Here is a 14,176-nt window from a genome sequence, read left to right as displayed (position 1 = left end):
AGGAGCCATCATCGCGCCATGGCGTTGGTGAGATCCACAAACGCTCTATATTCATCGCCGTAACGGGCGCATTCGTCGCCCGGCAAGAGGATCGCAAGACCGCCTATGATGAAGCGCAAGGAATTCATGCTCGGAGCCGTCGCCGGCCTGGCCTTCGCCGCCGCCGCGACCGCGGGTGGAGTGATCGATTGGCCGGCCGCCCATGCCGACCCCGTCGCGGGCGTCAGTGGACGTCTGATCCCCAGCGCCGGCGCCGCCGGCCTGAACTTCGCGCCGCCGCAGGGCGCGCCGCTCAGTTTCGCCGACATCTTCGCCCAGGTCGCTCCGGCGGTCGTGCAGATCGACGTGAAGACCCGGGTGCAACAGCCGCGCGGCGGCTTCATTCAGATCCCGGGCCTCGGCGCCGTGCCGGTGCCGGCCCCGAACGGACAGGGCGGTTCCGGTGAAGGCGAAGACGGCGAGGGCACGACCGCCCTGGGCGCCGGTTCGGGCTTCTTCATCTCGGCCGACGGCTTCATCGTCACCAACAATCACGTCGTCGCCGACGCGGTGGAGATCAGCGTCAAGCTGGCCGACGGGCGCGAGATGGCCGGCCGGATCATCGGCCGCGACGAGGCGACCGATCTGGCCGTCATCAAGGTGGACGGTTCGGACTTCCCGTTCGTCAGCTTCGAGGAGACGGCGCAGCCCCGCGTGGGCGACTGGGTCATCGCCGTGGGCAACCCCTTCGGCCTGGGCGGCACCGCCACGGCCGGCATCGTCTCGGCGCAGGGGCGGAACATCCCCGACCCGACCGCCAACTATGTCGACTTCATCCAGATCGACGCCGCCATCAACCGGGGCAACTCGGGCGGGCCGACCTTCGACATCTACGGCCGCGTCATCGGCGTGAACTCGGCGATCTTCTCGCCTTCGGGCGGCTCGGTCGGCATCGGCTTCGCCATTCCCGCCTCGGTCGCCAAGCCGATCACCGATCGTCTGATGCGTGGCGAAACGATCGAGCGCGGCTACCTCGGCGTCCAGATCGGCCCGATCGATCCCGCCTTCGTCGCCCCGCTGGGCCTCGAGAACCGCCAGGGCGCCTTTGTGAACAGCATCACGCCGGGTGGCCCTGCCGACCGGGCGGGCCTGCAGGTGGGCGACATCGTGCTGAGCCTCAATGGCCAGAAGGTCGCCGACTCGACTGAACTGACCCGCAGGGTCGGCCAGGCGCGTCCGGGCGACAATCTCCGTCTGGAGATCATTCGCGACGGGCGCCACCAGACGGTCAATGTCCGCTCGGGCACCCGTCCGTCGATCGCCGAGCTCAACAATGACGGTTCCGAAGCGCCGGGGACGGAGGCCACTCCGGGCGGTGTTTCCGCCGGCACGACGGTGGGCGGCCTGACGGTCGCCCCGGTCAGCGCGGCCCTGCGTCAACGCTACGACATTCCTGCCGGCGTCAACGGCGTGGTGATCACCCAGCAAAAGCGCGTTGACGGCCGTACGTTCGAGCCGGGTTATGTGATCATGCGTGCCGGCCAGAGGGCGGTGACCTCGGTCGCCGACTTCCAGGCCGCCGTCGAGGCGGCCCAACGAGCGGGCACCGGGGTCTTCATCCTGGTCTGGACGCCGCAGCAGGGCAATGCGCCCTTGGTCCTGCCTCTTCCGAAGTCTGAATAACGCTTAACTGACTTCATCGCCGCCGATGCGCTAACATCGGCGGCGATTTGCATTCAGGGGCTGATTCCATGCGCATTCTGGTGGTCGAGGACGACGCCGAGGCCGCGACCGCGATGGTCCGGGGACTGACCGAGGCCGGTCACGACACGACCCACGCCGTCGACGGCGCCTTCGGCCTGCTCGAGGCCCAGAAGGGCGGCTATGACGTCTATGTCGTGGACCGCATGATGCCGCGTCTCGACGGCATCGGCATGGTCGAGACCCTGCGCAAGGACGGCGACCAGACTCCGGTCCTGTTCCTGTCGGCCCTGGGCGAGGTCGAGGACCGCGTCGTGGGCCTGAAGGCCGGCGGCGACGACTATCTGGTCAAGCCCTACGCCTTCGCCGAGCTGATCGCCCGGGTCGAGGCCCTGTCGCGCCGCCGCGAGACCGGCTCGGTGGCGACCGTGCTGAAGGTCGGCGACCTGGAGATGAACCTGATCGCCCGCACCGTGCACCGCGCCGGTCAGGAGATCGACCTGCAGCCGCGGGAGTTCCAACTGCTGGAATTCCTGATGCGCCACGCCGGCCAGTCCGTGACCCGCACCATGCTGCTGGAGAAGGTCTGGGAATATCATTTCGACCCCCAGACCAACGTCATCGACGTCCACATCAGCCGCCTGCGCGCCAAGATCGACAAGGGTTTCGACAAGGCCATGCTGCAGACGGTCCGTGGGGCGGGATATCGGCTGGAGGCATAGCGCCTCCGCATGAAGCTGCCTTCGCTCCTTCGCCGCACGCCCTTCCGGCTGACGCTGCTGTTCGTCGCCCTGTTCGCAGCGGCGGCCAGCGCGGTGCTGGCCTATGTCTATGTCGCCTCGGCCAATGAGGCGCGGGCCAAGACCCAGGCGGACGTGACGACCGAGTTCGGGGTGCTGACCGGCATCTATCGGGAACGGGGCGAGGATGCCCTGAACGCCGCCCTGGTCGACCGGACCATCCGGGGCGGGTCGTATCTGTACATGCTGATGGACGCCAACGGCGGCCTGATCACCGGCAATCTGACCGAGACGCCGATCGACCTGGTGCCGCAGGGAACCGGGGACGGCGGCCGGACCCCGAGCTGGAGCACCTTCACCTATACCGACAACGACGCCAGCGGCCGGGTCACCCGGCCCCAGTCGCTAGGCGTGCAGGCGCGGCTGTCCGGCGGCGAGGTCCTGTTCGTCGGTCAGTCGATGGGCGACACCGAGGCCTATCTCAGCCGCCTGACCCAGGCCCTGTGGGCGGCCATGGGCATCGTCCTGCTGCTGGGCCTGGCGGGCGGCCTGTTTGTCAGCCGCAACCTGGAACGCTCCATGGGGCGGCTGAACAAGGTGGTCTCCGCCGTTCAGGACGGCGACCTGAAGGCGCGGGTTCCCGTGCGCAACTCCGGCGACGAGCTGGATGAGCTGGGGCAAGGGCTGAACACCATGCTGGACCGGCTGGAGGGCTCGATGGCCTCCATCCGTCACGCCGGTGACGCCATCGCCCACGACTTGCGCTCGCCCCTGACCCGCATGCGGGCCAAGCTGGAGGTCGCCCTGATCGACGCCGAGGCCGGTAAGATCGACGGCACGGAGGCGCTGGAGCTGGCCCTGTCCGAGGCCGACGACCTGCTGAAGACCTTCAACACCGTGCTGGCCATTGCTCGCCTGCAGGCCGCCGCCGGTTCGGGCCGCACGCCCGACCCCGCCCTGTTCGACGCCGCCGACCTGGCTGCCGACATGGCCGAGCTCTATGAGCCCGCCAGCGAGGACAAGGGGCTGGAGTTCTCGGCCGAGATCGAGCGCGGTCTGATGGTCAACGCCAACCAGCCCTTCCTGGCCCAGGCCCTGGCCAACATCATCGACAACGCCATCAAGTACACGCCGGTGGGCGGCGCGGTCATGCTGCGCGCGCGCCGCCGTTCCTCGGGCGAGATCGAATTCTCGGTGACCGACACCGGCCCCGGCGTGCCGGAGGACGATCGGGAGCGGGTCATCCAGCGCTTCGTCCGCCTGGACAACAGCCGCACCGAGCCCGGCTCGGGTCTCGGCCTGTCGCTGGTGGGGGCGGTCATGGAAGCCCATGGCGGCCGTATCGTCCTCGACGAAGGCCCCGGCGCCTATGCCGGTTTCGGCCCCGGCCTGCGCGTCGCGCTGGTCCTGCCGGCGGCGGAGGGATGATCCGCGCCGCGACCGCCGCCGACGCTCCGCGCAATCTTGAGATCTGGCGCGGCGCCGTCCGGGCGACCCACGACTTCCTCGCTCCGGACGATCTGGAGGCGATCGACGCCCTCGTCGCCGAGCACCTGCCCGCGATGGTGTCCTGGGTGAAGGTGGACGACGCGGATCGTCCACTCGGTTTCCTTGCGATGACTGACGCTCATGTGGACGCCCTGTTCGTCGATCCGGCTTGCCACGGCTCGGGCGTGGGCCGCGCCCTGATGGAGCACGCGCGGTCGCTGCATCCGGCGCTGACGGTCGATGTGAACGAACAGAATCCCCGCGCCATCGGCTTCTATGAACGCCTCGGCTTCGAGCGGACGGGCCGTTCCGACACGGACGACCAGGGGCGCCCCTATCCGCTGCTGCACATGCGGGCGCCGGGATGAGCGCCCTGCGGCCTTGCGGACCGATCGTCGACGCCGCCGCCGCCGAGCGCGCGCATGAGCGACTGTCGGAGGCGGCGGCGGAAGGCGGCTGGTCCGACGCGCTGCAGGCCGCCTGGCCGAGCCTCGCGCCCGTCTTCTCCGCCTCGCCCTATCTGTTCGGTCTGGCCCGGCGCTGGCCGCAGATGCTGCGCGATCTTCTGGAACAGGGCGCTGAAGCGCGTCTCGCTGAGGTCCTTGCCCAGACGGCGGCCCTGATCGGCGGCGCGGACGACCTGCGTGCGCCGCTGCGGCGTCTGAAGGGCGAGCTTCATCTGCTGACGGCCTTGGCCGACCTCGGCGGTCAGTGGGACCTCGATCAGGTCACCGCCGCGCTCAGCCGCTTCGCCGATGTCTCGGCCCGCGCCGCGCTGGCGGCGGTGGCCCATGACCAGCGCGAGCGCGGCAAGCTGGTCTCGGCCGCCGACGACAGGCGTGGCCCCATCCCCGGCCTGTTCGGCCTGGCCATGGGCAAGCACGGAGCGGACGAGCTCAACTACTCCTCCGACATCGACATCAGCCTGTTCTGGGAGCCGGAGGTGCTGACGACGGCGCTGGCCGACGGCGTCGAGCCGCAGCGCTTCGTCGACCGGATCGCCCACGCCTTCTCGACCCTGATGCAGGAGCGCACCGGCGACGGCTATGTGTTCCGCGTCGACCTGCGGCTGCGGCCCGATCCGTCCTCGACCCCGCCGGTGATCGCGGTCCCCTTCGCCCTGACCTACTACGAAGGCGTCGGTCAGAACTGGGAGCGGGCGGCGTTCATCAAGGCCCGCGCCATGCTGGGCGACGAGGGCGAGGGTAGGGCCTTCCTCAAGGCGCTGACCCCGTTCATCTGGCGGCGCAGCCTCGACTATCCGGCCATCCTCGACATCCAGTCGATCAAGCGACAGATCCACGTGCACAAGACCGGCGAGGGGCTGGAGGCGGCGGGGGCCAACCTGAAGCTGGGGCGCGGCGGCATCCGCGAGATCGAGTTCTTCGCCCAGACCCAGCAATTGATCCTGGGGGGGCGAGACCCGAAACTGCGCGCGCCGCGCACCGTCGAAGCCCTGGCCGTCCTGCGCGACGCCGGCCACGTGCGGGCCGAGGTCTGCGCCGAACTGACCGCCGCCTATGTCGAGCTGCGCGGGCTGGAGCACCGGGTCCAGATGCTGGACGACGAACAGACCCACAGCCTGCCCTCGGACCCTACCCGCCGCGCGGCCGTGGCGGCGCTGGCGGGGGAGGGCGACCTGACCGTCTTCGACGCCCGCGTGGAGGCCGTGCTGGTCGGGGTCAACGGCCGCTACGGCGAGTTGTTCGAGGGCGAGGAGGAGTTGTCGTCCCGCTATGGCTCCCTGGTCTTCACCGGCGTCGAGAATGACCCAGAGACCTTGGCCACGCTTGAACGGATGGGCTTTTCCGAGCCGGCCGCCGTCGCCGACACGATCCGCAGCTGGCACCACGGCCGCATCCCGGCGACCCGGACGGCGCGGGGGCGGGAGCTGTTCACCCGGCTGGCCCCCCGGCTGCTGACGGCGTTGGCCGACACCGGAGCGGCCGACGACGCCTTCCGCCGCTTCGCCGTCTTCTTCGCGGGTCTCAGCGGCGGGGTGCAGGTGCAGGCCCTGTTCCTGGCTCAGCCCCGGTTGTTCGACCTGGTCGTCGGCGTGATGGCCTTCGCGCCGCGGCTGGCGCGCACCCTGGGCCGTTATCCGGCGGCGCTGGACAGCATGCTGGACGCCCGTTTCGCCCGGGATCTGGAAGAGGACACCGGCGTCGCCGAACAGATGCTGGCCGAGGCCGGCGCGGCGCCCGATTTCGAAGGCGCGATGAACGCCGTCCGGCGCATCCACCGTGACCAGATGTTCCGCATCGGCCTGCAGATCCTGACCGGTCGCGCGGGGGCGGAAAGCGCCGGTCGCGCCCTGACGACGCTGGCCGACGCGACCCTGGCCGCCCTGGCCCCCGCCGCCCTGGCCGAGGCGGCGCGGCAGGGCGGGAACCTGCCCGGCGGCCAGGTGGCGGTGGTGGCGCTGGGCAAGGCCGGGTCGCGCGAGATGCGGGCCAGTTCCGACCTTGATCTGATGACTCTCTATGACGCGCCGCCCGAGGCGGTGTCGTCCGACAAGGGCTGGGCCGCCGGGGTCTTCTATTCCCGCTTCACCCAACGCCTGATCTCGGCCCTGTCGGCGCACACGGCCGAGGGCGGCCTCTATGAAGTGGACATGCGGTTGCGGCCCGGGGCGGCCAAGGGGCCGGTATCGCTGCGCCTCTCGGCCATCGAGGACTATTATGCGACCGAGGCCGACACCTGGGAGTTCATGGCCCTGACCCGCGCCCGTGTCGTCTGGGCCGACGATCCGGCCTTCGGCGAGGCGGTCACGGCGGCGCTTGAGGCCATTCTGCGACGGCCACGGCCCGGCGTGGACATCGCCGCCGATGCCCGCCGGATGCGGGACCTGATGGCGCGCGAACGCCCCGGGCGCGGCGCCTGGGACCTGAAGCTGGCGCCCGGCGGCCAGGTCGACGCCGAATTCGTGGCCCAGGCCCGTCAGTTGAGCGAGGCGGCGTCCGGCGCTCCCCTGACCGTGTCGACCCTGGACGCCCTGGTGGGGGATCCGGAACTGGCCGAGGCGTGGCGGCTGCAGCAGGCCCTGGGGCAGGTGCTGGCCGCCGCCTTTGACGAGACCGGCGACCCTTCCGCCGAGCCCGAGGGGTTCCGCCGTCGTCTCGCCGAGGCCGCGGGCGCGCCTGATTTCGAGGCTCTGACGGCGCGTCTGGCCGAGGTCCGCGCCGCGGCGCGGGCGGCCTTCGAGATCGCCCTGCCGCCCGTCCGCGACGGAGACTGAAGCCACCCCCGTTTGATCTCCTGACAGGGACGCACACGGCCGAACGGCCATGGAGATCATCGAATGAGCAGGACCTTGGTTCTCGGCGCCGTCGCCACCGTCGCCCTGGCCGCCCTCGCCGGGGCCGCCACCGCCCAGCAACCCGCGCCTCCGGCCGTCGAGCGGCAGGCTCACGTCCAGCGCGCCGACACGGACGGCGACGGCCGCATCAGCCAGGCCGAGTTCGTCGGTCGCCGCATCGCCCGCCTGACCGCCGCCGATGCGGACCGCGACGGCTCGGTCACCCGCGAGGAGATGCAGGCCCGGCGCGTCGCTCATAGACAGCAGCGGGCGGAGGCGCGCTTCGCCCGGCTCGACGCCGACAACAACGGCGCCGTCAGCCGCGAGGAATTCACCGCCCCCCGCGCTGCCGCCCGTGTCCACGGCGAGACCCGGCGTCACGGCCCGCGCATGGCCCGCCATGACGGCCCGCGCGCCGAACGCGGCCCGGTTTCAGTCGCCGAGGCGCAGGCGAAGGCCGAGCAGGCGTTCGCGCGTCTGGACGCCGACCATGACGGCTTCGTCACCGCCGAAGAGCGCCGCGCCGGGATGCAGCAGGCGCACGAGCATCGCCGCGAACGCATGGCCGAGCGCCGCGCCGCACGTCAGGCGTCGCGTCCGGCCCCCGCTTCGGAGTAAGGAGATGGCGGGGACGACGGACCTGCGCCGAACGACCCTCTCGATGACGTTCGAACGAGGGCCTATTGGCGCTAATCGCCGACCCCGACGAGGATCTGGTGCGCCGCGTGGGTCAAGGCGATCCGGCGGCCATTCAGTCCATGGTGGCGCGCAAGCTGCCCCGCATGCTGGCGCTGGCGCGCCGGATGCTGGGCGACGCCGTGGAAGCCGAGGACGTGGCGCAGGAAGCCATGCTGCGGGCCTGGCGGCAGGCCCCGCGCTGGACGCCGGGCAAGGCGCGCTTCGATACATGGCTGCATCGGGTGACGCTCAATCTCTGCTACGATCGGCTGCGTCGGCGGCGCGAGATCGCCACCGACAGTCCGCCGGACCGGCCGGACGAGGGCGCGGCTCCGGATCGGGGTCTGATGGCGGCGGACGTGGGGGCGCGGGTCGAGGCGGCCCTGGCCCGTTTACCGGATCGTCAGAGAGAGGCCATTGTCCTGTGCCACTATCAGGAGTTGACCAACATCGAGGCCGCGGCCCTGATGGAGGTCAGCGTCGAAGCTTTGGAAAGCCTGCTGTCGCGAGGACGGCGGGCATTGAGACTGGCTCTGGCCGATATGCGGTCGGACGCTGAAGGAGCATGAGTGTGATGACGGCGGAACGGTTCAACGCCCTGGTATCGGCCTACGGCGCCGACGCGCGGCGCTGGCCTGAAGGCGAGAGGACGGCGGCGCAGGCCTATATGGCGGCTGAGCCCGGAGCCGCGCGCGCGGCCCTGGCCGAAGCGGACGCCGTCGACGCCCTGCTGCACGCCGCGCCGACGCCGCAGGTCTCCACCGCCCTGCGTGATCGGGTCATCGCCTCGGCCGCCGAGGCCGGGCTGAAGGCCCGCAAACATGGCCGCGTCTGGCTCGACCGGCTGGCGCTGGTTCTCGGTGCGGGTTGGGCGGCGGCCGCCTGCGCGGGTGTCGCCGCCGGCGTCATCATGACCGGCCACCTGACCGCCGACGCCCAGGCCGACGCCGTGCTCTATCAGGCCTCGCTGCAGGGCGTGGACGACACGGAGGTGCTCGGTTGAGCCCCAAGGCCCTCAAGATCGCGCTCGCCGCTTCGGTGGCGCTGAACCTGTTCGCGGTCGCGGCCGGCGCCACCCTCTGGGTGGGGCGGGCCAAGGTCGAGGACCGTATCGACGCCGCCCAGCGCGCACCGCATGAACGGTCGCCGATGCAGGTGGTGGTCAGCCGTCTCGACCCGCAGGTCCGCCAGCGGGTTCGCCAGACGCTGAAAGCCTCGGCCCTGCTCGCCAAGCCGGACTTCGAGGAAGCGCGCCAGAAGCGCCGCGCAGCCGTCGATCTGGCCGGCTCGCCGGACTTCGACCCCGCTCGCGCCCGGGCCCTGCTGGAAGAGTCCCGCGCCGCCGAGATCCGCGGCCGCGCCCGGCTGGAGGCCGACGCGGTTGAACTGCTCGGCACGCTGGATCCCGCCGACCGTCAGGCCCTGTCAGAGCTCCTGACCCGCCGGGGCCGCGTGGTGGTTCGGGATCGCCCGGATATCCCGTCTGGCGACGACAAGAAGACCGCCCACTAGGAGGGCGTTCAGGCCGCCCGCGCTGTCTGCATCGGCGCGCCGGGGGGATGGATCGGCAGTTCGAAGCTGACCGTTGTGCCCTGGCCGGGCTCGCTTTCCATCATCAGCTGGCCGCCGTGCAGCTCGATCAGCGACTTGGTCAGCGCCAGACCCAGCCCAGTGCCCTGGGTGGTCTTGGAATGCTGGCCCTCGACCTGTTCGAACGGACGCGCCAGGCGGGCGAGATCCTCGGGCGCGATGCCGATGCCGGTGTCCGTCACCGCCACCCGCACCCGGTCGTCGTCCAGCCGTGACAGCGTCACCACGATGTCGCCGCCCTCGGGCGTGAACTTCACGGCGTTGGAGATGAGGTTCAGCACCACCTGTTTCAGGCCGCGGTGGTCGGCCTCGATGTCGGGGATTTCAGCCGCATCCACCAGCAGCTTCAGCCCGGCCTCCTCGATCTTGCCGCGCATCAGCCGGGCCGCGTCGTCCACGACCTCCTTCAGCGACACCTGCTCATAATGCAGGGTCAGCTTGCCGGCCTCGATCTTGGCCATGTCGAGGATGTCGTTGATCAGGCTGAGCAGGTGCTGGCCCGACTTCAGGATGTCGCCCGCATAGCCCTTGTATTTGGCGTCGCCCAGCGGACCGAAAAGCTCCCCGGCCATGATCTCCGAGAAGCCGTTGATGGCGTTCAACGGCGTGCGCAGCTCGTGGCTCATATTGGCCAGGAACTCGGACTTGGCCTGGTTGGCGGCCTCGGCCCGGGTCATGGCCACTTCGTATTTGCGCGCCAGCAGGGACAGCTTCTCCTCGCGGTCCTCCAACTCGGCGATGGTGGCGTGCAGGCGTTCGACCGCGCGCTGACGTTCGGCTTCCTTCTGCTTGATGGCGGTGATGTCGGCGGCCGAGACCACCGAACCGCCATCCGAGGTGAAGCGTTCGACCAGCTGCAGCCAGCGGCCGTCGACCAGCTCGACCTCGCGGGCGCCGGCCCGGCCGCCGGCCGCGGCCTGCTCCGACTTGATGGCCAGGGCGGCGATGCGGTTCAGGTCCTGCTTGTAGGCCCCCTTGCGGACCACGCCGTCCTCGAACCCGAAAGCATCCTGGAAAGCCTGGTTGGACAGGATCATCCGGCCCGCCTTGTCGAACAGGACGAAGGCGTCCGAAACGCTTTCGATGCCGTCGCGCAGGCGGCTTTCGGCGGCCTGGGCCTGCGACTTGGCGCGGCGGGCCTCGGTGGTGTCCAGCGCCACGCCGAGGATGGAGGTGAAGCCGTCCTGTCCACGCTCGCCCCGGGCCTGGCCGCGCGCGTCGATCCAGCGAGCCCTGCCCTGATCGTCCGGGACGGGGAAGCTGACCTCGAAGGCGCCGTAGGTCTGAGCCTGACGCAAGGCGTGCTGCACGGCCTCGCGGTAGCGCGGGTGGATGCGCTCCATGATCACCACGTCGGGCAGGGAGCCGCTGCGGTCCAGCCCCAGCAGGCTGGCCATGTAGTCCGAGATCATCACCTCGCCGGCCTCGATGTCCCAGTCCCAGACGCCGCAGTGCGCCGCCTCGACCGCGCCGCGGAACCGACGTTCGGACGCCGCCCATTCACGGCTGATGCCCATCTGGCGCCGCTGCATGATGACGACGAGAACGAGGGTGAACAGGCCGATGCCGATCGGCGGGCCCAGCACCCACAGATCATGCAGCGAAAAACCGCCGGACAGGCTCTGGGGCGCGGCGACGCCGCGGGCGACCAGAAGCACGTGGGCGGTGATCGCCAGCGCCAGCGTCAGGATCGAGATGCGCAGCCATGCGGGCGCCCCGCGCTCACGATCGGAGGCGCGTCGTCCCTGCGGTGATATGCGGCGCTCCTCACCCCGCAAGGCGCTCTCCCGGACGATTCGACAACGAAGCCCGAATCTAGGCTGCGTCGCGGATTCGTGTCGAGCAGGGTTAACCCTCACTCAACATTCTTGAACGGGGTGAGTCGCGGGAGTCGCACTCCGGCGCTGAAACGCCGGAACCGGGCCGTTCTCGCGCCTACGCCGCCTGAATCGTCGGGGCCGCCGCCAGCTCGCCCGTCGGGCCGGCCAGCACGTCGGTCACCGTCCTGAGCACGGTCCGGGCCTCACGGGCCAGGGCGCGCATTTCGGGCGGCGCGTCGTCGGGCGCCTCGTCGACCGAGGCCAGCAGCTGCTCGGCCAGCGCCATCAGGCGCGGCGCGGCGGCGATCAGCCGGGCCTGGAACTCGATCTGTTCGGGGTCGCGGTCGTACTCTGCGCCCGGCACGCGCCAGCCGCCCCAGTCGGCCTTGTCGGTCACGACCACGGGGTAGGTGCCGGGGAAGGGATGGTGCGGGGTGTCTTCCGCCGCCTGCCACTTGTTCCGGGCGCGCATCAGCCGCCAGTTCTGACCGGAGACCTCGGCGGCCGGATCCTCGACCGGCAGCAACAATTCGTGGCCCAGGAACTCGCGGCCCAGCCCCACGTCATAGGTGACGCGGACCGGCTCCTCGAAGCCCTTGGCCCAGACGGGCTGAACCTTCTCGATCTGGGCCCATGCGCCGACGCATTCGACCCAGACCTTCTGGCCCTTCTGGAACTGCGCGCGCGCCATCAACCACTCCCGTCCTGCGACAGGGCACAATGCGGCCTGCGGATGAACAGCCGGTTTGGCGAAAGGGTAAAGAGAATCCTGACGCCGCCGTCTGTCAGTTGCGGGAAATGCCTTCCAGCGCCTCGCCCGCGTACTTCTCCTTCACCCGGGTCGAGAGATCGCCCAGCGACACCACGCCGACCAGGCGGTTGTCCTTGTCCAGCACCGGAAGGCGGCGGATCTGGCGGCTGCTCATGGCGTCCAGCACGGTCTTCAGATCATCGTCGGCGCGCGCCGTGTAGGGATCGCGGGTGATGAACTCCACCACGGGCGCGGTGGCCGAGACGCCGCCGGCGAGGGCGCGTACGACGAGGTCGCGGTCGGTGATCGTCCCGATCAGGGCGTCGCCGTCGGCGACGGGCATGAAGCCGAAATCGCCGTCGTGCATGCGGCGCGCCACCTCCTGCAGGCTGTCGCCGGGACGGGCCACCTGCACGTCCTTGCTCATCAGATCGCGTACCTTCATCGGGCTCTCTCCTTGGCTTGGTTCGCCGACAGAACCCGTGCCCGGCGGGACGGTTCCGCTTCCGCCCACGCGATGGCCGGGCTACAGCCGCTTCGGACCATGGAGCGCGGACGATGACGGCGGCGAACGAGGCGAAGGCCATCCTTCAGCGACTGGGCGCCGATGCGGCGGTCTGGAACGGCCATCTGCCGACGCGCTCCCCTATCGACGGCTCCACGGCGGGTTCGGTCGCCGAGACCGCGAATATCGACGACGTCACCGCCCGAGCGGTCCAGGCTTTCCACGCCTGGAAACGCGTGCCGGCCCCGCGCCGCGGCGAGCTGGTCCGCCTGCTGGGCGAGGAGTTGCGGGCGTCCAAGGACGACCTGGCCCGCCTGGTCACGCTGGAAGCCGGCAAGATCGTTTCCGAAGGCCTCGGCGAGGTGCAGGAGATGATCGACATCTGCGACTTCGCCGTCGGGCTCTCGCGCCAACTCTACGGCCTGACGCTGGCCAGCGAACGGCCCGGCCACCACATGCGCGAAACCTGGCAGCCGCTGGGGCCGGTGCTGGTCATCTCGGCTTTCAACTTCCCGGTCGCGGTGTGGGCGTGGAACGCCTGTCTCGCCCTGGTCTGCGGCGACCCGGTGATCTGGAAGCCGTCGGAGAAGACACCCCTGACCGCACTGGCGACGCAGGCTGTCTTCGATCGGGCGCTGGCCCGTTTCGGGGAGGCCCCGGAAGGCCTGTCGCAGGTCGTCATCGGCGGCCGCGAAGCCGGCGAGGCGCTGGCCGCCGATCCGCGCATCCCGCTGGTCTCGGCCACGGGTTCGACCCGCATGGGCAAGGCCGTGGCGCAGACCGTGGCGGCCCGTCTCGGCCGGTCGCTGCTGGAACTGGGCGGCAACAACGCCATGATCGTCGCCCCCTCCGCCGACCTGGAAATGGCCGTCCGCGCCATCGCCTTCTCGGCGGTCGGCACGGCGGGTCAGCGCTGCACCAGCCTGCGCCGCCTGCTGGTGCACGAAAGCGTGGCGGACAGGCTGATCGCCCGCCTGAAGGCCGCCTATGAAACCCTGCCGGTCGGGGATCCGCGCGAGGCGGGGACGCTGGTCGGCCCGCTGATCGACGTCGACGCCGTGCGCGCCTTCGAGGCGGCGCTGGAACAGGCGGTGCAGCAGGGCGGCGAGATCGTCACCGGCGGCGGTCGCGTCGAGGCCGAGGGCGCCTATGTGAAGCCCGCCATCGTTCGCATGCCCGCCCAGACCGCGGTGGTCGAGCACGAGACCTTCGCCCCCATCCTCTACGTCCTGACCTGGTCCGACTTCGACCAGGCGGTCGAGATGCAGAACGCCGTGCCGCAAGGCCTGTCGTCCTGCGTCTTCACCGACAGCGTGCGGGAGGCCGAGCAATTCCTGTCGGCCTGGGGTTCGGACTGCGGCATCGCCAACGTCAACATCGGTCCCTCGGGCGCCGAGATCGGCGGGGCCTTCGGCGGTGAGAAGGATACCGGCGGCGGCCGCGAATCCGGCTCCGACGCCTGGAAAGCCTATATGCGCCGCCAGACCCAGACGGTGAACTTCTCCTCGGCCCTGCCGTTGGCGCAGGGGGTCAAGTTCGACGTCTAGGGAGTAGGAATTAGGGCTTAGGAATTAGTGCGTAGTCGCATGGGCGCTACGGCGTGCACGCGCCTCTAATTCCTAATTT

Annotated in this window: 13 protein-coding genes; 10 read left to right on the top strand and 3 right to left on the bottom strand. The window is 70.3% G+C overall.

Annotated features, from left to right (window positions below; translation table 11 throughout):
* Positions 1-105 precede the first annotated feature (105 nt).
* The 9 genes from AC1RRF_RS12530 to AC1RRF_RS12490 all read left to right on the top strand — a co-directional run bounded on the left by AC1RRF_RS12530 (position 106) and on the right by AC1RRF_RS12490 (position 9,396).
* Entirely contained in the window at positions 106-1,662 is a 1,557-nt protein-coding gene (locus AC1RRF_RS12530; RefSeq protein ID WP_492835004.1) for a trypsin-like peptidase domain-containing protein, read from the top strand.
* Between the two features lie 68 nt (positions 1,663-1,730).
* Complete coding sequence (locus AC1RRF_RS12525) at positions 1,731-2,402, top strand: response regulator transcription factor (protein WP_492313926.1); 672 nt, start codon at positions 1,731-1,733, stop codon at positions 2,400-2,402.
* Positions 2,403-2,411: 9 nt separating this feature from the next.
* Positions 2,412-3,848, top strand: a complete 1,437-nt coding sequence (locus AC1RRF_RS12520) for a sensor histidine kinase (protein WP_492835001.1) — start codon at positions 2,412-2,414, stop codon at positions 3,846-3,848.
* Positions 3,845-4,276, top strand: coding sequence for an acetyltransferase (locus tag AC1RRF_RS12515; protein ID WP_492834999.1), 432 nt, complete (start codon positions 3,845-3,847; stop codon positions 4,274-4,276). The genes AC1RRF_RS12520 and AC1RRF_RS12515 overlap by 4 nt, the downstream gene beginning before the upstream one ends.
* Positions 4,273-7,146 (top strand): bifunctional [glutamine synthetase] adenylyltransferase/[glutamine synthetase]-adenylyl-L-tyrosine phosphorylase, encoded by a 2,874-nt coding sequence (locus AC1RRF_RS12510; protein ID WP_492834997.1) that lies wholly within the window; start codon positions 4,273-4,275, stop codon positions 7,144-7,146. Before AC1RRF_RS12515 ends, AC1RRF_RS12510 begins: the two co-directional genes overlap by 4 nt.
* Positions 7,147-7,209: 63 nt before the next feature.
* Positions 7,210-7,824, top strand: coding sequence for an EF-hand domain-containing protein (locus tag AC1RRF_RS12505; RefSeq protein WP_492834995.1), 615 nt, complete (start codon positions 7,210-7,212; stop codon positions 7,822-7,824).
* Between the two features lie 65 nt (positions 7,825-7,889).
* Entirely contained in the window at positions 7,890-8,453 is a 564-nt protein-coding gene (locus AC1RRF_RS12500) for an RNA polymerase sigma factor (protein ID WP_492834993.1), read from the top strand.
* Between the two features lie 5 nt (positions 8,454-8,458).
* The gene (locus tag AC1RRF_RS12495; RefSeq protein WP_492834991.1) at positions 8,459-8,887 is read left to right on the top strand and encodes a hypothetical protein; all 429 of its coding nucleotides are present in this window, start codon (positions 8,459-8,461) and stop codon (positions 8,885-8,887) included.
* The gene (locus AC1RRF_RS12490; RefSeq protein WP_492834989.1) at positions 8,884-9,396 is read left to right on the top strand and encodes a periplasmic heavy metal sensor; all 513 of its coding nucleotides are present in this window, start codon (positions 8,884-8,886) and stop codon (positions 9,394-9,396) included. Before AC1RRF_RS12495 ends, AC1RRF_RS12490 begins: the two co-directional genes overlap by 4 nt.
* A gap of 8 nt (positions 9,397-9,404) precedes the next feature.
* On the opposite strand, the gene AC1RRF_RS12485 is transcribed toward AC1RRF_RS12490, so the two are convergent.
* The 3 genes from AC1RRF_RS12485 to AC1RRF_RS12475 form a co-directional block, all read right to left on the bottom strand.
* Entirely contained in the window at positions 9,405-11,252 is a 1,848-nt protein-coding gene (locus tag AC1RRF_RS12485) for a PAS domain-containing sensor histidine kinase (RefSeq protein ID WP_492834987.1), read from the bottom strand.
* 157 nt (positions 11,253-11,409) lie between these two features.
* Positions 11,410-11,985, bottom strand: coding sequence for a hypothetical protein (locus AC1RRF_RS12480; RefSeq protein ID WP_492834985.1), 576 nt, complete (start codon positions 11,983-11,985; stop codon positions 11,410-11,412).
* Between the two features lie 94 nt (positions 11,986-12,079).
* Positions 12,080-12,490, bottom strand: coding sequence for a CBS domain-containing protein (locus tag AC1RRF_RS12475; RefSeq protein ID WP_492834983.1), 411 nt, complete (start codon positions 12,488-12,490; stop codon positions 12,080-12,082).
* A gap of 113 nt (positions 12,491-12,603) precedes the next feature.
* On the opposite strand from AC1RRF_RS12475, the gene amaB reads away from it, so the two are divergent.
* On the top strand, positions 12,604-14,097 hold the full coding sequence (gene amaB, locus AC1RRF_RS12470) for an L-piperidine-6-carboxylate dehydrogenase (RefSeq protein WP_492834981.1): 1,494 nt from the start codon (positions 12,604-12,606) through the stop codon (positions 14,095-14,097).
* Positions 14,098-14,176 lie beyond the last annotated feature (79 nt).

The organism is Brevundimonas sp. GW821-FHT12C05 (assembly GCF_058807475.1).
This window is presented reverse-complemented; position numbering and strand designations above follow the sequence as displayed.